Annotated in this window: 13 protein-coding genes and 2 pseudogenes; 8 read left to right on the top strand and 7 right to left on the bottom strand. The window is 70.1% G+C overall.

Annotated features, from left to right (window positions below):
* Positions 1–57 precede the first annotated feature (57 nt).
* From BIV25_RS45430 to BIV25_RS45415, 3 genes are all read left to right on the top strand, one after another.
* Complete coding sequence (locus BIV25_RS45430) at positions 58–1,092, top strand: LGFP repeat-containing protein (protein ID WP_071378476.1); 1,035 nt, start codon at positions 58–60, stop codon at positions 1,090–1,092.
* Between the two features lie 446 nt (positions 1,093–1,538).
* Positions 1,539–1,763 carry a hypothetical protein gene (locus BIV25_RS45425; RefSeq protein WP_071378475.1) on the top strand — a complete coding sequence of 75 codons (225 nt, stop codon included), beginning with the start codon at positions 1,539–1,541 and terminating at the stop codon, positions 1,761–1,763.
* Between the two features lie 204 nt (positions 1,764–1,967).
* Positions 1,968–2,348, top strand: a complete 381-nt coding sequence (locus BIV25_RS45415) for a hypothetical protein (protein ID WP_071378473.1) — start codon at positions 1,968–1,970, stop codon at positions 2,346–2,348.
* Positions 2,349–2,504: 156 nt separating this feature from the next.
* On the opposite strand, the gene mihF is transcribed toward BIV25_RS45415, so the two are convergent.
* The 3 genes from mihF to BIV25_RS45400 all read right to left on the bottom strand — a co-directional run bounded on the left by mihF (position 2,505) and on the right by BIV25_RS45400 (position 4,482).
* Positions 2,505–2,819, bottom strand: a complete 315-nt coding sequence (gene mihF, locus BIV25_RS45410) for an integration host factor, actinobacterial type (protein WP_071378472.1) — start codon at positions 2,817–2,819, stop codon at positions 2,505–2,507.
* A gap of 72 nt (positions 2,820–2,891) precedes the next feature.
* Positions 2,892–3,980 (bottom strand): recombinase family protein, encoded by a 1,089-nt coding sequence (locus tag BIV25_RS45405; RefSeq protein ID WP_071378471.1) that lies wholly within the window; start codon positions 3,978–3,980, stop codon positions 2,892–2,894.
* Between the two features lie 298 nt (positions 3,981–4,278).
* On the bottom strand, positions 4,279–4,482 hold the full coding sequence (locus BIV25_RS45400; protein ID WP_071378470.1) for a glycine cleavage system protein H: 204 nt from the start codon (positions 4,480–4,482) through the stop codon (positions 4,279–4,281).
* Positions 4,483–4,839: 357 nt separating this feature from the next.
* Between BIV25_RS45400 and BIV25_RS45395 the strand changes: the two genes are divergently transcribed.
* Entirely contained in the window at positions 4,840–5,262 is a 423-nt protein-coding gene (locus BIV25_RS45395) for a hypothetical protein (protein WP_071378469.1), read from the top strand.
* 173 nt (positions 5,263–5,435) lie between these two features.
* On the opposite strand, the pseudogene BIV25_RS45390 reads toward BIV25_RS45395, so the two are convergent.
* Positions 5,436–6,557: pseudogene (locus BIV25_RS45390) on the bottom strand (transposase); the annotation flags it as partial.
* 735 nt (positions 6,558–7,292) lie between these two features.
* On the opposite strand from BIV25_RS45390, the gene BIV25_RS45385 reads away from it, so the two are divergent.
* Positions 7,293–8,453: a serine hydrolase domain-containing protein gene (locus tag BIV25_RS45385; RefSeq protein WP_071378467.1), complete on the top strand. Its 1,161-nt coding sequence runs from the start codon at positions 7,293–7,295 to the stop codon at positions 8,451–8,453.
* A 12-nt stretch (positions 8,454–8,465) separates the two neighbouring features.
* Positions 8,466–9,060, top strand: a pseudogene (locus BIV25_RS45380) (histidine phosphatase family protein).
* Positions 9,061–9,099: 39 nt separating this feature from the next.
* Here the strand turns inward: BIV25_RS45380 and BIV25_RS45375 are convergent.
* Positions 9,100–9,501 carry a helix-turn-helix domain-containing protein gene (locus tag BIV25_RS45375; RefSeq protein WP_177235661.1) on the bottom strand — a complete coding sequence of 134 codons (402 nt, stop codon included), beginning with the start codon at positions 9,499–9,501 and terminating at the stop codon, positions 9,100–9,102.
* A 91-nt stretch (positions 9,502–9,592) separates the two neighbouring features.
* Between BIV25_RS45375 and BIV25_RS45370 the strand changes: the two genes are divergently transcribed.
* On the top strand, positions 9,593–11,029 hold the full coding sequence (locus tag BIV25_RS45370) for an MFS transporter (protein ID WP_071378465.1): 1,437 nt from the start codon (positions 9,593–9,595) through the stop codon (positions 11,027–11,029).
* A 33-nt stretch (positions 11,030–11,062) separates the two neighbouring features.
* Here BIV25_RS45370 and BIV25_RS45365 read toward each other — a convergent pair whose 3' ends face one another.
* Positions 11,063–11,917: an NAD(P)H-binding protein gene (locus BIV25_RS45365; protein ID WP_071378464.1), complete on the bottom strand. Its 855-nt coding sequence runs from the start codon at positions 11,915–11,917 to the stop codon at positions 11,063–11,065.
* Positions 11,918–12,012: 95 nt separating this feature from the next.
* Between BIV25_RS45365 and BIV25_RS45360 the strand changes: the two genes are divergently transcribed.
* Positions 12,013–12,816: an AraC family transcriptional regulator gene (locus BIV25_RS45360; RefSeq protein WP_071378463.1), complete on the top strand. Its 804-nt coding sequence runs from the start codon at positions 12,013–12,015 to the stop codon at positions 12,814–12,816.
* 850 nt (positions 12,817–13,666) lie between these two features.
* On the opposite strand, the gene BIV25_RS45355 is transcribed toward BIV25_RS45360, so the two are convergent.
* On the bottom strand, positions 13,667–20,254 hold the full coding sequence (locus BIV25_RS45355; protein ID WP_256257217.1) for a non-ribosomal peptide synthetase: 6,588 nt from the start codon (positions 20,252–20,254) through the stop codon (positions 13,667–13,669).
* Between the last annotated feature and the right edge of the window lie 10 nt (positions 20,255–20,264).

Here is a 20,264-nt window from a genome sequence, read left to right as displayed (position 1 = left end):
AGCGTTCCGACTGTGACTCAACAGACAGCAAGTCAACTGGGGGAACCGCAGCGGCGCTTGCGCCGGAAGCGGGGGCTGCTGCACAAGTCGGCGGGCGCCGTATTCGCTGCTGGGCTGCTCGCCCTGACCATCCAGGCTCCGCGGGCCGCCGCCGACCAGAACGGGAATGCCGCGATCTGCGGCCACCAGGTGCAGGGCGCGATCCTGGCCAAATACCAGGCGATGGGCGGCCAGGGCTCGCCGCTCGGCTGCCCGACGAGCGACGAGTTGACCACCCCCGACGGAGTCGGCCGCTACAACACCTTCGTCGGCGGCTCGATCTACTGGAGCCCCGCAACGGACGCCCACCCCGTCTGGGGCGAGATCCTCAAGAAGTGGGCGGCCCTCGGCTGGGAGCGCGGGGAACTCGGCTACCCGGTCAGCGACGAGCTCACCAACCCCGACGGCAAGGGCAAACGCCAGCAGTTCCAGCACGCGACGGTCTACTGGAGCTCCGCCTCCGGCGCCCACCCCGTCTCCGGCCAGATCGGCTGGGTGTGGTCGAACTACGGCTGGGAGACGGGCGCCTTCGGTTACCCGACGTCCGACGTGTACTGGGACAAGGACAACCTGGAGAACGAGCAGCACTTCGCGGACAATCGCACGATCTTCGAAAGCGCGAAGGGCAACCACATAGAGGGCTGCGACGGGCCGTGCGCCGGCTACTACGGCGTCGCGAGCCCGGGAGGCCAGTCACCCGACCTGATCAATGAGACCCGCATCGAGATCCCTCTCGACCACGACCGCTGGAAGGACCAGTACGTCGTCCGCTTTTGGCCGACCGGGCAGGGACGCCTGGTCGGCAAGACGCCACTGCTGTCGAAGGAATGGGACCAGGCATGGCAGGAAGTGCCGAAGCCGTGGGCGATGAACAGCACCAATGAGGACTCCGTCTACAAGCAGTACGTCTGCCACGCGGTGTTCTCGGTCCCCAACCCCACCAAGCCCGGCCAGTTCCTCGGCGGTCCCTCCTGGGACTTCGAATCCTGGCGGGCCGACATCTCGTGGCTGAAGGCCATGGACCCGCTCACCAACCACAAGTGCAACTGGTAGAGATCGCAGCGGAACAGCCGGGGTCGCCCGAGTCGCGCGGTGATCGGAATGGCGGGCCGGTCACCGCGCGCGTGGTCCGCTCGCGCGGGCGGGCGGCTGTGTGGTGTGGAGGCTTCGCGGGCTCGGGTCGGGCAGGACTGGCAGGGCAGCGATGTGCGGGGCACTGACTCGGGGGTGTTTTGCGCAGTGATGCCCGTTTCGCTTTCTGTGTTGGGGGAGGCGAGCAGGTGGCGGGCGGCTACGCGTGGTGCTGCCGGGCCAGCGTGAACAAACCCTGTCGGCGTTCGGCGACCAGGCCGCTTGACCACGGCCGTATCGGTGAGATTGATCTTGGTCGCGTAGCAGGTCAACCGCACGATCGTGGGACCTTGCACGGAACTTCGGCGGTGGGCTGTCGCCCGGATCTAGGGTCGCCGGGCGTGTAGTCGTACGAGAGGGACCGCGCGATGCCCGAGTGGATCTGGCACCCCATCAGCAAGCTGGAGTTCTTCATCGACCACACCCGGCGCTGGGCGGTCGATGTGCGGGAGCACCTGACGACGCTGGAGGAGGCCCGCACCAAGCCGTACGTGCTGGCCAACAGCGACGTATCGCGGATCCAGCGGGTCTACACCGAGCAGGCCGACGACCTGACCTGTTCGAGGAGCAGGCGGAGAAGTGGGGCGAGCTGACGGACCTCAGCCCGTCACGGCGGCAGAAGCTGGACACGCTGAACTCGCAGCTCGGCGAGCTGCGGGAGCTGAACAAGAAGGTGCTCGACCTTGCTGAGGAGCTGTCCCGGGGCACCATCGACACGGTGATGGCCTCCTCGGACGAGGAGCTGGGCCTGGCCGCGCTGCTCGGCGAGCGGCGGGGGGGTGTAGGCGGTGGGGCGGATGAAGAAGAACAAGCCGCGGCGCGGTTCCGGCATCCCCCGTACGGTCGTCACCGCGCAGGAGGCGGCGGAGCACCGGCGCACTATCGAGGCGGCCGAGATGCTGGAGCTGCCGGTCATCGCCTCCGAGGAGGAGACGGGCCTGGTCCCGGACGTGGCGGCCGTCGGTGTCGATGGCACGGGTCTGTTCACGGGGGCGGAGCCGGCGTACGTGCGGTGCACCGATGAGGTGGTCTACCGGCTCCCGGAGTCGCTGCGGGAGTGGGCGAGCACGCTGATGGCGATGCACCTCGCTCACCGGCAGGCCGGTCATCCGGCGATGTTCCCGTCCCGGAGCGAGTTCGGGATTCTCAACGGCGGGGCGTACGCCGAGCTGCTGTAGCTCGGCCGGAGGCTGTCGTGGGTGACCTTCCGACGGCCGGCTGCGTTGGAGACGACGACACGTGTCTCTCTCCGGCCCCTGTGCCGGAACTCGTGTGGCTGGCGGCCCTGACCCGTGCCCGGCGTCAGGGACGTCGTCATGGCCGGGCGCCACCGGTCAGCCCAGCGGCCCGAACCGTGCCAGGAGACGTTCGCGCTGCTGGATGCCCAGGCCCTGGATACGGCGGCTGTCGGAGATCCCCATCTCCGTGAGGAGCTTCTGGGCCCGGACCTTGCCGATGTCGGGGAGCGATTCGAGTAGGGCACGGACCTGCATCCTGCGGATGGCCGCGGAGTCGCTGGCCAGTACCTCGGCAAGGGACGTCCTGCCGTGCTCGAGAGCGTCCTTCACCTCGGACCGCTCCTTGCGTGCGGCGGCGGCCTTGTCGAGCGCGGCCCGGCGCTGTTCGGGACTGAGCGGGGGCAGAGCCATGACGGGGTCCTTACGCTTGTACGGCATTGAACGGCCCCATCATGTCCGCGGGCCAGGGGCTTTGACCAGCACTTATGAGGGCTTCAGGGCTTCGCCTTGCTCCTTGGCCCAGGTCTTCAGGACGGTTTCCCGGCCGTCACCGTGCTCTTCGGCGAGTTGGATGAGCACCTGGCCGAGCGAGCCGTACGTGCCGATCCATTCGGTGAACTTCTGCTCGGCGACGACCAGTTCGGTCCACCAGCCGCTGGAGGACGGGCCGTCCTTGCGGAACTGGAGTGTGACGCGGAACGCGGCGGCCGGCCCGCCGCCTTTGCCGGTCGTCATTGGCCCGTGCCCTGGGCGGCGGCTTCGGCGACGGTGCGGTACAGGGTGGGCGGGCTGGGGTGCTTGCCCTTGTGCTTGCCCCGGGTGATGACGGTCTTCTGCTGGATCTCCTTCATGGGGTGCCCTTGGCGCGCAGGTGAGGGCGTACTCGATCTGGTCGGGGTCGAGGGAGGACGGCCGGCCGCCGGTACGGCCGCGCCTGCGGGCGGATTCCTGCCCCTCCAGGGTCTTCTGGGTGTAGGTGCGTTCGGCGCCGGAGAGGGCGGCGAGGACGCCGAAGAGGATGGCGCCCTGGCCGTGCCGGTCGCCGGGGTTGTACAGGCCGGTGATGGGTCCGCTCAGGAACTCCAGGGCGATGCCGGCCTTGCGCAGGTTCTCGGCGGTGACGAGGAGGTCGGTGCTGCGGCCGAGACGGCGGAACTCGTGGACGGTCAGGATGACCTGGACGCCGGGGTGCAGGGCCTTGAAGCGGCGGGCCATCGCGACGGCCTTCTCGTACTCGGGCCAGACCTTGACGCGGGTGGAGACCTTCTCGTGGAACACCTCGAAGCAGACCGGCTCCAGCGCATCCAGCTGTGACTGGAGCTCTTGAGTAGTGGTACTGCAACGGGCATAGCCGATGCGGACCGCCGTGATCCCCGCCGCCAGCGGCGCGCTCTCGGCGGGCTCGACCCCGTCGGGTTCGGCTCCGAGCACCCACCGCTTGCCGGGGCCTCGGTCGGGCGGGCTGAGGACGTGGAGTTCCTCGGCGACGCGGGGCACGAGCTGGAGACGGCGGGTGTGGTACTTCGCCGCGGTCTTCCCGGCGCCGGTGCGGCACGTCGACCCGGCCGGCACAGCGAGCCGGGAAAGGCCCAGGTGGGGTCTGCTCCAGCGCTGGCGGTGGTAGAGGGCATGGGCGCCCCCGGTTCAGCAGGCCGTGACGCGAGATCACCCACTTCCGCCCGCACTGCCACGGTGGAGCTGGCAGCCGGGTACTTCGGGCCCACAGCGGCCCCTGTGCCCGCGCTGCCGAGGGCTCGGCGGGCAGACGCCGCACGACCCGCAGTGCCCGCTCTGGGGGCTGCACCAGCAGCGGTGACAGCAAAGGAGACCCCGGCGCTGATGGGCAGCCGGGGCCTTGCGCGGCACCGTCTTACTCTTCGGTCAACTCCTGGTACTCGGCGGCGGTGAGCAGGCCGTCCAGCCCAGCAGCGCTGCTCAGGGTGACGTTGACGATCCAGCCCTGGCCGTAGGGCTCCGCGTTGAGCCACTCGGGTTCGGCGATGAGCTCCTCGTTGATCTCGGCGATGGTGCCATCCACCTGCTCGGCGAGCTGAGATGGGTGACGGTGCGTCACGCCCTGCTTCCTGTGGCCGCCGCTGGCCCGTCCCACCGCTCAGCGGTGCGACACTCCCCACCTGTGCCTCTCCAGGCTCGCTGTGCACTACGACACCGGAACCCCCGCTTCACCGTGCAACTTGGTACTCCGCACGATGCGTAGCCGGTCCTAGATTGGCAAGCGTCCGAGACCATGCGTCCGCCCGAAGCAGAAGTGATCAGTCCCTGCACGGCATCGTCCGCGGTTGTGCGAGACCGTCCGAGGTCCGTCCGGGACTGCCTGATAGCCATGGTCAGGCACCTTGGCCCCGGACAAAGAGCATCCTGAAATCGCCGCCCGACCACATCCGACAGAACAGTCAGGAGACCAGCCATCATGCTCAAAATCCGGAATGTGCGCCGCAGCATCGCCCTCACGGCAGCCACCGTCGCCCTCGCCGGCGGTACCGTGCTCGGTGTCAGCAGCACCGCGTCAGCCGCGACCGGCAGCGACTCCGACACTGCCTACGGTGTGACCATCTCGGGCATCAACGCCTTGTCTCAAGGCGCCCCTTTGGTGTTCGCCGACCTGTGCAATCACCAGAGCTCGGCGAACAGCTTCCACCTGTGGATCAACGACGCCAGCAACGGCGACCAGCTCGCTTACGACACGACCCCGCTGCTCCAGCCCGGGCAGTGCTACTCCGACTACAAGGGCTACCTTGAGGGCGAGGACGAAGGCAGCGACGGGATCCAGGTCTTTGCGAGCTCCGGGAGCCTGTGGACCTTCGGCACCGACCCGATCTACCAAGGCAACTGACCAACCCGCGTACGCGTACGGCACCGACGCAGGGATCACTCGGCCGCGGCGCCAGCGGCGGCGGACACTCCACGCGTTGATCGTCGCCCGGCTGCAAAGGCCAGGCGGGCGGCCCCTCGCCAGAGCGCGGGACGCTGTTGGCGAATTGCGGGCTGTCTTTGCGCCCCATCGGGTCATCCGGTGGGGCGCGGTGCTGCCAGGGGGCTGATGCGCGTGGGTGCGTGGGGTTTCCCGGTGAGGTGTGCGTCGATGCGGGCGATGTTGATCGCTGCCGCAGCGAGTTGGTGCTGCAAGCTCGCTTTGGCCAGCCCGCGGTAGCGGAATCTGCGCAGGCCGTGGGCGATGACACCTTGAGAGATGGTGCCTTCGACACCGGCGCGGATCTTGTAGCGGTCCTTCCACTCGTCTGTCTGCTGGAGCGCGCGGGCCTGTTGGAGGGTCTCGTGTGCAGCACGCGGCCGCAGCGTGAGCTCGCGGCGCACGTCCCGGCGGCTTCCGGGCTTGGAGTTGATGCATTCCGGCTGCCGGGGACACGGTTTGCAGTCGCGGGGCGAGAACTGGATGCGGATGACGGGTGCGCCGTGCTGACTGCGTGCCTGGCGCCAGTAGCTGCTGGTGTGCCCGCCAGGGCAGCCCGCCTGCTGCCGGTCCCAGTCGATGGTGAACGCCTCTTGCCCGAAGGTGGCCGCGCCTCTGGACTGGGCGGACGTGGCGGATTTGAGCGGGCCGTGCAGGGCGATTCCGTGATCTTGGTGTGCGGCGGTCAGGGCGGCGGCGTTGGCGTAGCCGGCATCCACCCAGTGCTCTGCGGGCAGCAAGTCGCGCGCGGCAAGGCCGGCATGGACCGTGGCGGCCATGTGGTCGTCGCTGACCGCGCCGTTGGTGGTCACCACGTGGGTGATCAGGTGGGCGGTGTCCGGCTCACAGGTCTCTGTGAGGTGGACCTTGTAGCCGTCCCAGCGGATCTCTTCCTTCACTCCGTTGCGGGCCTGGACGTCATACGGGCTGGCCAGGCGTGTGGCGCCCGGCGGCCGGTCTTTTGGGCCCCGCCGCCTCACCTCGCCCTCGACCAGGTGGAAGTGCTGAACCCACGCCCGCCGCAGAATCTCAGCCTCGGGCAGCTCCCGCAGCCCCGGCGGTGCGTCGGCCGCCCAGACCAGCCGCAGCAGGTGCATGCCGTCGGCGCCGATCCGCTCGTAGAGCTGTGTGCGCTTGGTGCGGTCCTTGGGAAACCGCGTCTCGTCGGCGCGGGTGGCGTAGTGCCTGAACCAGTCCGGCAAGGCTCGCGCCCGCAGCCCTTCGACTTTGCCGGGGATGTGGAAGTGCTGCTCGTTGCCGGCGACTTGGATGAGGAACGCCCAGGTGCCGCGGTGGGCTTCGATGGTGGCGTGGGCGATGCCGGCGGCGGCGCGGAGGATGATCGGGTCGGGCTCGGGGTCGTCCGCGGGTTCGACCTCAGCTTCCGATTCCGGTTGGGGTGCGGCCGGTCCGGGGTCCGGCGGCGGAGTCGGCTCAGGGATCGGTTCCGGCTCGGCTTCTGGGCTGGGCGCACTGGTCGCTTCTGGCGCCGGCGGCGCTCTGTCGGCGTGCGCCCGGAGCTGGTTGTCGAGTTGGGTGATGCTGCCGCGGATGGCGATGGCAGCCGAACAGATAGGCGTGCGCGGCGTGAGCGCCCGAGGAGCCGGATCTCCGATGCTCACGGTGAAAGCAGACCAGATCAACTGAGATCACCGGCACCCAGGTGTCTCAACTGATCTGGTCGTAGCAGGTCACAGCCCCAGCCCCGGACCAGATCAGTTGAGACGGGACCACAGCGGCCAAGGTCCCCGAAGGAGGGGAACGTGCCGAAGACTCTCCGCCCCCATCACGCTGTACGCCGGCAATCGGCACCAGTGCCCTCGGCACCGAGAACACGCTGGTCCGCCCCGGAATCTGACCGGCGGCTCACGATCCGGGGAATTACCTGCGGCGGCCCGCTGTTGCCAATCACCGTTGCCGATCACCAGACATCAGACAGGGGTAAACCACGCATGCCGATCGACGTGCACGGAACGGTGGCGGAGGGATTCGAGGGCGTACGCGAGGAGTTCGCGGCGGTGCTCGACGAGGAGCGGGACGATCCGGGCGCGCAGCTCGTGGTGTACCGGCACGGGCGGCGCGTGGTGGATCTGTGGGGCGGTGACGGCATCGACGGGGACTCGCTGACGAACCTGTACTCCATCGCCAAGGGAGCGGCACATCTCGTCGTCGCGCTCCTGGTGCAGGAGGGGGTGCTCGACCTCGACGTTGAAGTCGCCGCCTACTGGCCCGAGTTCGGTGCTCGCGGCAAGGACCGGCTGACGTTGGGCGAGCTGCTGGAGCACCGGGCCGGTCTCGTCGGCGACGCCGAACGTCCTTTCACCATCGAGGAGTTGGCGGACGACCGAATCACGGCGGCCCGGCTGGCAGGGCGCAGGCCGCTGTGGGCGCCGGGTACCGCCTGGGGCTACCACGCCTTCGTCATCGGCGCCCTCACCGGCGAGGTCGTGCGGCGGGTGACCGGCCGATCGATCCAGGAACTGTACGAGGAGCGGATCCGGGCACCGTACGGGCTCGACTACTACCTGGGCCTGCCCGCGGCGGAGGAGCCGCGCTGGGTGGACGTGCAGCCGCTGGTGCCGACGCCGGAGGAGGCGGTGCTGCTGAAGGAGCGGGCAGCGGCTCCGGACAGCATCCGGGGCATCGCCTTCAACGCGCACGCGGCGGAACCGACCGACATCGTGGCCTTCGGCAATCACCCCCGGGTGAGGGCGCTGGGGCCGGCGTCCTCGGGCGGGGTGGGCAACGCACGCGGCGCCGCCGGAATGTACGCGGCTGCCATCAGCACGGTGGACGGCAGGCCGCCGCTGCTCACGCCCGCGACCGCGGCTCTGTTCGGCGCGCTGCGCACCCCGGGCGGGCCGGACCTGGTCACAGGCAGCGCCGACCACTTCGCGCGCGGCTTCGAGCACACCCCTGCGCTCTACCCGTTTCTCGACGCCGGCACCTTCGGGCACAGCGGCGCGACCGGTTCGCTGAGCTTCGCCGACCCGGCGAACGGCATCGCGTACGCGTACACCCGGCGCCGGTTCGCCTTCCCCTCCGGGGTGGGCGCCGCCTTGGAGAACGGCCGTCTGGCGCAGTCCGTCCTACGGGCGGCCGCCGCCCTGTGACACGGTGGCGACGTGGGTGACCTGTTTCTCGTCCGGCACGGTGAGACCGAGTGGTCGCGCTCCGGGCGGCACACCGACTGGACCGACGTGCCCCTGACCGAGCACGGCTGGGACGAGGCACGCCGGCTGGTGCCGCTGATCCGCTCGCACCGCATCGGTGCCGCGTTCGTCAGCCCGCTCCAGCGGGCCAGGGAGACCGCCGAACTCATCGGGATCCACGACGCCCGCGTCGACACCGACCTGCGCGAATGGGATTACGGCGGCTACGAGGGCATGACCACCGTGGAGATCCCGCGGACCCGGCCCGACTGGTTCCTGTTCACCGACGGGTCGCACCGGGCCCGCACGAGCACCCGGGCGAGACCCCGGAGCAGGTCGGTGAGCGCGCCGACCGGATGCCGGCCAGGGCCGACGCCACGCTCTGCAACACCGAGGACGTCGCCGTCCTCATCGCCCACGGACACTTCCTGCGCGTCCTCACCGCCCGCTGCCTGGGTCTCCCGCCCCGGCAGGGCCCCTCTTCCAGCTGCCGACGGGCGCCCTGTGCCGCCTCGGCACGGAGCACGCGCGGCCGGTTGTGGCGGGGTGGAGCATCCGGCCTCGCTGACGACGGACCTCGCCCTGTTCGGCCCGTAGGCGCCGGGGCCTACACGTCGGGCAACTCAGGCCGGTGCTCCGCGTCGTAGGCCGCACGGGCCCCCGCAATGTACTCCCGGTTGTGTTCGGCCCAGTCGGTCAGCCGTCGCAGGGTGTCATTCAACTCTTTGGCGACGGGCGTGAGTTCGTACTCCACCTTCGGCGGCACCGTCGGATGGACGGTGCGCGTGACGAGGCCGTCCCGTTCCAGGTTGCGCAGGGTGAGGGTGAGCATCCGGCGGCTGATGCCCTCGATGCCGCGCTCCAGTTCGGTGAAGCGAATGGGGCCGTGCGCGGCGGCGACGAGGATCTGCACGCTCCATTTGCCGGCCACCCTGTCAAGAACTTCCCGGATGGGGCAGGCGTGCGCGTTCACTGCCTGGACGGTAACACCGGTGTGCCTCTGGGACATTCGACTGCCTCCTTACGCCGGTCACCATGGTCACCCACGATGAACCCCGTTACAAGTCGTGCACCAAGGCGCGCGGGAGGAACGGGGAGCCATGTCGGCCACCATCGAGAACAGCACATCAGCAGCGGCGACCCCGCCACGACCGTATCCGCGCTGGGCATCGCTCGTCGTACTGTGCGCGGGCACGCTGATGACAGTCCTGGACGGCAACATCGTCACGGTGGCGATGCCCTCCATCCAGAGCGACCTCGGTTTCAGCGGGCCGGGGCTGGCGTGGGTCGTCAACGCGTATCTGATCGCCTTCGGCGGTCTGCTCCTGCTGGTGGGCCGGCTCGGCGATCTGGTCGGCCGCAAGCGGATGTTCACGGCGGGGCTAGCCGTCTTCACCACGGCCTCGGTGCTCGCTGGGACCGCCACGAGCCAGGGGCTGCTGATCGCGGCGCGGGCGGTGCAGGGGGCGGGCGGGGCGATGGCCTCGGCGGTGGTCCTCGGCATGCTGGTCGCGCTCTTCCCGCAGCCGCGTGAACAGGCCCGTGCCATCGCAGCGTTCAGCGCGGTCGGGGCGGCGGGCGGCGCGCTCGGCACGTTTCTCGGTGGCGCGCTGACCCAGGCGCTGAACTGGCACTGGATCTTCCTGATCAACCTGCCGATCGGCGTGGCTGCCTGGCTCGCGGCGGTCCGGGTCCTGACGCCGGAGCGCGGTGCCGGGCTCGGCCGGGGCGCCGACTATCCGGGAGCTGCGCTGGTCACGGGCGCGCTGATGCTCACGGTGTACGTGATCGTCGGCGCCGGCGGCCGCTCCCTGACCGCCACCCTGCTGCTCGCGGCCCTCGCCCTCGCCCTGTTCACCGCGTTCACCCTGCGTCAGGCCCGGGCCGCGCGTCCGCTGCTGCGGCTGCGGCTGTTCCGCTCCCGGGTGCTGACCGGCGCGAACGCCGTGCAGATGCTGATGATCGCGACGATGTACGGCTTCCAGTTCATCGGCGCGCTCTATCTCCAAAGGGAGCTGGGCTACGGCGAGTTGGCGACCGGCACCGCGTTCCTGCCGGCGCCGGTCGCGATCGGGCTGCTGATGCTGGGCCTGTCCGCTCGCACGGTCGCCCGATACGGCGGCTACCGGGTGCTGCTGGCCGGTCTGGTGCTGATCGCCGTCGGCATGGCGCTGCTGAGCCGCGCTCCGGTCCACGCCTCCTACGCCGCCGGCGTACTGCCGCCGCTGCTGCTGCTCTCGGCCGGGTTCGCGGCGGCGATGCCCGCGCTGACCGGACTCGCGATGTCCGGGGCGCGGGAGGAGGACGCGGGGCTGGCGTCAGGACTGTTCAACACCACGCAGGTGGTGGGCGGTTCGCTGGGCCTCGCGGTGCTGAGCACGCTGGCGTCGAGCCGCACCGGCGGCGTGCTCGACCGGGGCGCGGACCTGATCCCGGCCACGGTGGAGGGCTACCGGCTGGCGTTCCGGGTGGCGACGGGGATCGCGGTGGCTGCCCTGGTGTCGGCCGTAGTGGTGCTGCGGCCCCAGAGCCGGTGAGGGCCGCCGCCGACCCGCTACGCCGCGTCCGGTTCAGTCAGTGCCGAAGGCCTCCTTGTGCTCCTCGGCCCACTCCCCGAACGCCCTGGCCGGCCGGCCCAGCACCTCCGGCACGTCGTGGGTGACGATCGCGTTGCGGCCGTCTCGGAGGTAGGCGATGCCGGTCAGGACCCCCTGTGCCCTCGCCTCGTCCATGCCCCAGGCGGTGCGGAGGAAGTCGAGGGTCTCGTCTTCCGACAGGTTCCGGGCGGTGAGCGGGCGGCCGAGGACCTCGGCGAGGACGGCGACCTGGTCCGGCACGCTGATCGCCTCAGGGCCGGTCAGGGTGTACGTCCGCCCCGCGTGCCCGGCGTCAAGCAGGGCCCGCACCGCCACCTCGGCGATGTCGCGCGGGTCGATGACACCCGACGCCCCGTTGGCGCTCATGTTCGGCACCGGCTCGCCCCGCCGGACCGCCTCCGCCCAGGCCAGTGTGTTCGAGGCGAACGACGACGGCCGCAGAACCGTCCACTCGGCCCCGCTCTCCCGCACCGCCCGCTCGCCCTCCCCGTGCCAAGCACTGGACGGACCGGCCTCGGGTTCGTCGGTGCCGATGGCGGAGAGCTTCACCAGCCGTCGTACGCCCGCCGCCCGGGCCGCCGCGACCAGTGCCGCGTCATGGGCTGCGCCCGGGCCGGGCGGGCTCACCAGGTACGCGGCCGTCATCCCGGCCATGGCGACGGCCAGAGAGTCCGGGTCGGTGAAGTCCCCACGGACCGTCTCCACCCCGGCGGGCACCCGGGCCCGTGCCGGGTCACGGGTCAGGGCGCGGACCTTCTCGCCGCGCGCCGCAAGCTGTAGTACGACCTCGCTGCCGGTGGTGCCCGTGGCACCCGTCACCAGAATCATGCGGTCCACGATGACCGGCGGACGGCGGGGGTCTCTTGGAAATTCCGGCACGGTTCGCCCGCCCGGAAGCGGTGACGGCGACTTACCGTGGAGTGATGCCGAACGCCATCGCCGAGCAGGCCCTGACCACGCCCGAGGTGCTGCGCCCCTGGATCGCCGGGGTGCGCACGCTGTCCGGGTTCCTCGCCGAGCCCGCCGACAAGCCCTTCGTGCGGCTGCCCGCCGCGGTCACCACGGTGGTGCTGCGGGTGGGGGCGGACGCGCGGCGCGATGTGCTCGCCTCCGGGCCGCGGGTGCGGGCCTCGTACCACGAGGGCAAGACCCATGTCCGCTGTGTCGAGCTGCAGCTCACGCCGGGCACGACCCGTCCCCTGCTGGGGGTCCCGGCCGCCGAACTTGTCGGCCGGGTCGTGCCGTTGGAGGAGTTGCCGGGCGCGTTGACCCGCCGGCTGGCGGCCGGGCTGCGTCGGCTGGACCCCGAAGAGGCGGTGCCGTATCTCACCGGGGCGCTGCCCGAGCTGCTGTCGGCCGCCGTGGACCCGGCGCGTACGGCGCTGCTGCGGGCCGGTGTCGACGCGCTGTCGGTCCGCCCGGACCGGGTGCCCACGCAGGTGCGCGAGGTGGCCCGGGAACTGGCCGTCAGCGAGCGGCAGTTACGGAATCTCTTCACCGAGGGTGTCGGGGTCTCCCCCAAGCACTACGCCCGGATCGACCGCGTCCGCACAGTCCTCACCCGGGCCGGACACACCCCCTGGTCCCAACTCGCCGTCATGAGCGGCTACTTCGACCAGTCGCACATGACGACCGACTTCCGCGCCCTGATGGGGGTCCCGCCGCGCTCCTACTTCACCGGCCGGCTGCCTCCTCTGACGCCCTGTCAGTCGATGCCGCACTCCTGACGCCTCAGGGACTGTCCCGGCACAACGGCACCGGACCTGGTTGAAGCCGTCGTAGAGGGCGAGCAGGCCGTGGACGGCGAGGGCGAGGGGCGCGGAGACGAAGGCGAGGCCCACGGTCAGCGGACAGCCGATGGAGCCAGGTGGAGCTTGCTCCCCCGGGTCGCCCGATGGGCCGACAGCCGACGCTGGCGCCGGCTTGAGCCGCAGCCCGCCGGGCGGCCGTCGTCACCCCGTCGGCACTCCCGCTGGACCTTCCCCGGACCGGATGGACATCGACGGGCACGTTGATGTGGGCGCGTGCGGGCCCAGGCGCGCTCATCGAGCCGGCTTCGCGTCACCGTCCACGGGGATGCGCTCCATTCGACTACGGCGGCGCGTATCTCCCAGAGCGTCCCGACGGGACAGACGACGGGCTCGCTCCGATCGCGTCCAGAACCACAGGCAGCGTGCTGTCCGGGAACGCGGTGCGCCCCGCTCCTGGGTCGTTGAGGAGCAGGGCGCGTTGCAGTGTGCTGGTTCCCGCCGTCGGCATGCGGCACTCTGCCCGTTGCGCAGGCTCAGTCACAGGTGTTGAGCATCTCGACGAGCTTGTTCTTCTCAGCAGCCGTGATGCTCAGTCCGTACCCGTACTTCACGTCGGTCCAAGCCCGCGAGTGCGTGCACCAGACCGTCACGTGCGGGGCAAGCTGGTGCACACGGTCTGATGACGCCCAGGGCCCCGACGACTCACGGGAGTTGCGCGAGCGCGTCCCGTGGGCCTGTCGGTCACCCCTCGCGACCTGCGCCGCTCGCATCGCCCGAGGAGCAGCCGAGTACGTCACGTAGCGAATCAGCAGCGCTGCCTCCCCCGTCACTCCGCCATCTTGCTGACGATGACCTCCATGATCTGGCCCGCCGGTTTGGGCATGTGCAAGTCGTGGTGCACGGCGTCCACGTCGTACTCCTCCAGGGAACCGAGGACGTACTCCCGCCAGCCGGGACCGTACGACGTCAGCCCATCGACCTTGTCCAGCTTCGCGTTGAAATACAGCAGATCGCCACGGTAGACCGGCGATTCGAACGTGGCCATCCTGTTCAGGTTGTTGGCCCCCACCTTCGACATGTCGTCCAGGAAGCCGCCCAGGTTGTCGGTGCTCATGTACTCGGTGAGGATCTCCTCGACGTCCGCCCGGTACATCGTCGCCGTCCTGCCGGCCACTTGCTTGAACAGGCTGTCCGGGCCGGGGCTCGCCGGTGGGGCGTCCAGGACGGCCAAGAGCGCAACCTCATGCCCGCGCCGGTCGAGCGCAGCGGCGACGGCGTGTGCGACCGGGCCGCCGAAGGACCAACCGATCAGGTAGAAGGGGCCGTCCGGCTGGATCTTGAGGATCTGCGTGAGGTAGTCGTCGACCATCTCCTGCACCGAACCCGCCAGCGGATCCCGGCCGTTGGAACCGCGGGACTGCAAGGCATAGGCGGACCGGTCCGGTATGTGCGGCGCGAAGGTGAAGTACGCCCAGCCGAGGCCGCCGCCGCCGTGGAAGAACCACACCGGTTCCTTGCCCGTGCCGGGATCCCGGTTCAGCGGCAGCACGACGTCATACGAGTCGACGCCGTCCCCGGGAGTGCCGCCAGGGAGTACCAGCCCGGCCAACTCGGCCACCGTGGGGTAGTCGACGATGCTCCTGAAGGGCATGTCGACACCGAACTCCTTGCTGATGCGGGTGGTGAGCCGGGTGGCCAGGAGGGAGTGCCCACCGAGCGCGAAGAAGTCGTCGTCGATGCCGACCCGCTCAAGGCCGAGCAACTCGCAGAAGAGGGAACACAGCTTCTCCTCATGGGAGTTCCGCGGTCCCTGGCTGCTCACGGTGGTCGTGTGCTTCGACGGCAGCGCGTTCCGGTCGATCTTGCCGGCCGGGTTCAGTGGAAGCTGTGAGAGCGGTACGACCGCGGTGGGGACCATGTAGTCGGGAAGCCGCCCGCGCAGGTACTCGGGCAGCTCGACCAGCAACGGGCCGATCGCCTTGGCAAGAGCGGGGGAGTTGGCCCTGAGCCGTCCGGCCACCCCGCTGGGCACGAATCCTCCGCAGACGGTCCGCTGCCCATTTCGCTGTTCGGGCAGGAGGATCGCGTCGAAGGCGTGGACGTCCTGACCCGACCACGTGAGAACCGCGCCCAGGCCCCGCTGCCGCGCCCATGCGGCGACGTCCTCGGGATCGACCGGATTGCCGGAGGCGGCGGCCGTACCTTGTATACCGGCGAAGACCGCCGCGGCAGCCTCCTCCGCCAGCCGTGCGTTGGGTATCCCGGTCACGCGCACGGGGCCGCCGGCCCGGTCCACGGCGGCGCCGAGTCCGGCCAGGTCGGACACCTCCTGGCCCCATGGCAGCGCGGGCGCCTCGGTCAGGTCGAGGATGCCGGCCGACTCCTTGTGCAGAACGACCTCGTAGCGGTGCCGGGTCAGCGCGTTGTGGGCCCGGCCCGCCTTCAGCCGGATGTCCACGCCCCCGGCATGCTCACGCGCCCACTCGGCGAACCACTCCGGGGCGACTACCAATTCCTGCTCGGCCAGGAGCGCTTGCTCCACCAACGCACGCAACTCGCCGTGAGACGCGTGAGGATGTGCCGCACGTTGAGCTGCGATCGTCAGCAGGCGCAGTGTGGCGGCGTTGCGGATGTCGCCGAGGATGAGTCGGCCGCCCGGCGCGAGGAGTTCCATGGCCTGGTCGAGTACGTGGTCCAGGTACCCGACGCTGGGGAAGTACTGTGCGACCGAGTTGAGTACGACGGTGTCGAAGTGGCCCCGGGGCAGCCCGCTGACGTCGTCGGCGGCCTGGACGCTCAGCCGGACGCGGTCGCCGTGGCCGGCCTGTTCGGCCTGGGCCCGCAGTCGCTCGACCGCGGTGGCGGAGATGTCGGTGCCCCAGTACTCGTCGACCTCGCCGACGGTCTTCGCGAGCAGCAGGCCGGTACCGACACCGATCTCCAGGACCCGGCGCGGTGCGAACCGCAGCACCTGTGCCGCCGCCGCGTCCTGCCACTCCCGCAACTGCTCCAGCGGGACCGGCTCGCTGTCATACACCGACTTCCACAGCCGGAAGTCCTCGCCCCATGCCTCCTCGGCGGAATCGGCATAGCTTACGTCGAAGACGCGGCGCCACTCGTCCACCTGAGCGTCGGCATCGACCACCGCGGCATCCGGATCAGGCACGACATAGCCCACAAGGCGCCGATCGCAATTCTGGTCCTCGCGCACGATGACCGCCGCCTGTGCCACACCAGGATGCCGGGTCAGGACGTGCTCGATCTCGCCGAGTTCGATGCGGAAGCCGCGGACCTTGACCTGGGAGTCGGTGCGGCCGAGGTACTCGACCTGACCGTCCTTGTTCCACTTGACCAGGTCGCCGGTGCGGTACATCCGGCTGCCGGGCTCGCCGAAGGGGCAGGCCACGAACCGCTCGGAGGTCAGCCCGGTCTGCCCCAGATAGCCGCGCGCCAGGCAGACGCCGGCCAGGTAGAGCTCGCCGGCGACCCCCGGGGCGACCGGGCGCAGCGCGGCGTCGAGGACGTAGACCTGGTTGTTCCAGATCGGCGCGCCGATCGGCACCCGGTCCGCGCCCGGCACGTGCTGCCAGCCGGTGACCTCGACCGTCGCCTCGGTCGGCCCGTAGAGGTTGTGCACACCGCAGCCTGGGAGCAGTTCCACGAACCGGTTGGCCAGCGCGGCCGGGAACGCCTCGCCCGCGACCTCGATCCAGCGCAGACTGGAGCACCCCTGCGCCGAGGGTTCGTCGACGAACGCCTCCAGCAGGGACGGTACGAAGTCCGCGCCGGTCACCCGCTCGCGCTGGATCAGGTCGGCCAGATAGGCAGGGTCACGGCGCCCGTCCGGACGCGCGATGACGACAGAGGCACCGACCTGGAGCGGCGCGAACAGTTCGGGCACCGACACGTCGAAGCTCGCGGTCGTGCTGAGCAGCATCCGGTCCTCGACCGTGACGGCGAAGTGCTCCAGACCCCAGGCGATGCGGTTCATGATCGACCGGTGGGTGACCGGCACACCCTTCGGATCTCCGGTGGACCCGGAAGTGAAGATGACGTACGCGGCGTTGTCCGGCGACAGCGTGCGCTCCGGGTCCGACTCCGGATACCCGGACACATCCGGAAGCACCTCGTCCAGTACGAGCATCGGCTTGGCGGCGTCGAGAATGTGCCGCATTCGAGCCTCGGGCAGCTCGGTGTCCACCGGGACGTACGCCGCGCCGGCCTTGGCCACCGCGTAGACGGCCACCATCAGATCCACGGAGCGTGGGATCTTCACCGCGACCAGCATCTCGGAACCCGTGCCCCGCTCGATGAGCCAGTGCGCCAGTCGGTTGGCACGCCGGTTGAACTCGCCGTAGGTCAGCGTCTCCCGCTCGGCGATCACCGCGACCCGCTCCGGCTCGCGCGCCACCTGGGCCTCGAAGGCGTCCGGCAGGGTGCCGGCGGCCACCGGATGCGCAGTGTCGTTGACCCCCCGCACCAGCCACTCCCGCTCCCCCTGCCCCAGCACCTCGATGGCGCTGATCGGCGTCTGCGGGTCGGCGAGCAGTTGCTCCAGCACCTGGACGAACCGAGCGGCGATGGCCTCGACCGTGTCACGGTCGAACAGTTCGGTCGCGTATTGGAGATCGCCTCGCACCGCTCCCGAGCCGTCCACGGCCAGGCTGAACAACAGGTCGGCCTGGGCGGTCTGCGCGAGGTGCTGCTCGAACTCCACTGAGAGTTGGGAGAGTTCAAGCTCCTTCTGTTCGAAGTTCTGCCAGGCGAACATCACCTGGAACAGCGGCTGGTACGCCGCGGAGCGCTCGGGGTTGATGGCCTCGACCACCATTTCGAAGGGCAGCTCCTGGTGCTCGTAGGCCGCCAATGCCTTGTCCCGCACCCGAGCGAGCAGGTCCGCGAACGACGGGTTGCCGGACAGGTCCACCCGCAGCACCTGGGTGTTGACGAAGAACCCGACCATATCCGCCAGCGCCTCGTCGGTCCGCCCGGCGATCGGACCGCCGATCGTCACGTCCTCCCCACCGCCCAGCTTGCCCAGCATCAGCCCCAGCGCGGCCTGCATGACCATCGACATGGTCATCCCGCGCTCGTCGGCCAGCTTCTGCAGCCCGGCCGCCGTCTCCGGTGCCACGACAAGGCCGACCGTGTCACCCTCCGAACCCCTGACCGCGGGCCGCGGGCGGTCGAGCGGCAGGCTCAGCGGCTGCGGCACGCCGGCCAGTTCCTCGCGCCAGTACTCGGCCTGCGCCGCGGCCAGACTGCCCGGCTCCAAGACGTCGCCGAGCAGTTCGCGCTGCCACAACGCGTAGTCCTTGTACTGCGCGGCCAATGGCTCCCACCCCGGCGCCCGGCCGTCCAGGCGCGCCGCGTAGGCGGCCGTCAGGTCGCGTGCCAGCGTCGCGCCCGAGCTACCGTCCGAGGCGATGTGGTGGATGACCAGGACGAGGACATGTTCCCGGGGGGAGCGGCGCAACAGGGTCGCCCGCAACGGGATCTCGGCCGTCAGATCGAAAGGGCGAGCGATGGCCTCGTCGATCGCACCGGCCTCGCCTTCGGGCGTCACCTCGACCACCGGCACCTGCACCGACGCCTCCGCCGACGACAGGATCCGCTGGCGGGGCTCATCGTCTTCGCCCGTCATGTACGTGGTGCGCAGGATCTCGTGCCGGTCGACCACGTCGCGGATCGCCGCGACGAGGGCGTCCTGGTCCAGTGGCCCCGTCAGCCGGAACACCGGAGAGATGTTGTAGGTCGCCGCATCGCGCTCCAGCCGGTGCAGGAACCACATCCGGCGTTGTGCGAACGACAGTGGAGTCACCGCGTTCACCCGGGTTTGATCACGCTGCGCGAACCGGAGGCGGCGGGGAGCGGCCGACTCCTGGGACCACGCGGCGAGCGCGGCCACCGTCGGCAGGTCGAAGATCTTGCGAATGGGTATCTCCATCCCCATCTCGGCGCGTGCGCGGTTGATCAGCCGGGTGGCGAGCAGCGAGTGCCCGCCGAGCGCGAAGAAGTCGTCGTCGATGCCGACCCGGTCCAGGCCGAGCAGCTCGCTGAAGAGGGCGCAGAGTCTTTCTTCGCGGGGGTTGCGTGGCTTTCGGTCGCCGACGGTGGTCGTGTGCTTCGACGGCAGCGCGTTCCGGTCGATCTTGCCCGCGGGGTTCAGTGGAAGCTGTGAGAGCGGTACGACCGCGGTGGGGACCATGTACTCGGGAAGCCACCCGCGCAGGTACTCGGGCAGCCCGGCTACGATTCGGCCGATCGACTTGGCTAGAGCGGGAGTGTTTGCCCGGATCCGTCCGGGCATCGCGCAGGGAAGGAACCCTCCGCAGACGGTCCGTTGCCCGGTCTGCTGTTCGGGCAGGAGGATCGCGTCGAAGGCGTGGACGGCCTGGCCCGACCAGGTGAGGACCGCGTCGAGACCCTGCCGCTGTGCCGATGCGGCGAGGTCTTCAGGATCGACTGGGCTGCCGGTGGGGGTGCCTGTGTTCAGCGCACCGCTCAGCGTCGCCGCGTTGGCCTCGTGCACAAGTCGTGCGTTGGGTATCCCGGTCACGCGCACGGGGCCGCCGGCCCGGTCCACGGCGGCGGCGAGTCCGGCCAGGTCGGACACCTCCTGGCCCCATGGCAGCGCGGGCGCCTCGGTCAGGTCGAGGATACCGGCCGGCTCCTTGTGCACAACGACCTCGTAGCGGTGCCGGGTCAGTTCGTTGTGCGCCTGCCCGGGCTTCAACCGTATGTCGACGCTGACGGTGCGATCCGCCGCCCACTCGGCGAACCACTCCGGGGCGACTACCAATTCCCGCTCGGCCAGGAGCGCTTGCTCCACCAACGCACGCAACTCGCCGTGAGACGCGTGAGGATGTGCCGCACGTTGTACCGCTGTTGTCAGCAGGCGCAGTGTGGCGGCGTTGCGGACGTCACCGACGATCAGCCGGCCGCCCGGCGCGAGGAGTTCCATGGCCTGGTCCAGCACCTGGTCCAGGTACCCGACGCTGGGGAAGTACTGCGCGACCGAGTTGAGCACGACGGTGTCGAAGTGGCCCTGGGGCAGCCCGGTGACGTCGTCGGCCGCCTGGGAGTACAGGTGGACCCGGTCCGCGCAGCCGGCTTGCCCGGCCTGGGCCCGGAGCCGGTCGACCACGGTGGCGGAGATGTCGGTGCCCCAGTACTCGTCGACCTCGCCGACGGTCTTCGCGAGCAGCAGGCCGGTACCGACACCGATCTCCAGGACCCGGCGCGGTGCGAACCGCAGCACCTGTGCCACTGCCGCGTCCTGCCACTCCCGCATCTGCTCCACCGGGATCGGCTCGCCGGTGTAGCTGGAGTTCCAGCCCTGGAAGTCCTCGCCCAGCAGCCCTTCGCCGGGGTCGGCGTAGTTGTCGTCGTAGACCTGGCGCCATTCCTCCACCTGGGCGGCG

The sequence above is a fragment of the Streptomyces sp. MUSC 14 genome, from assembly GCF_001866675.1.
In the GTDB taxonomy this organism is placed as follows: domain Bacteria; phylum Actinomycetota; class Actinomycetes; order Streptomycetales; family Streptomycetaceae; genus Streptomyces.
Note: the sequence above shows the minus strand (reverse complement) of the source record. Positions and strands in the feature narration are given on the sequence as shown.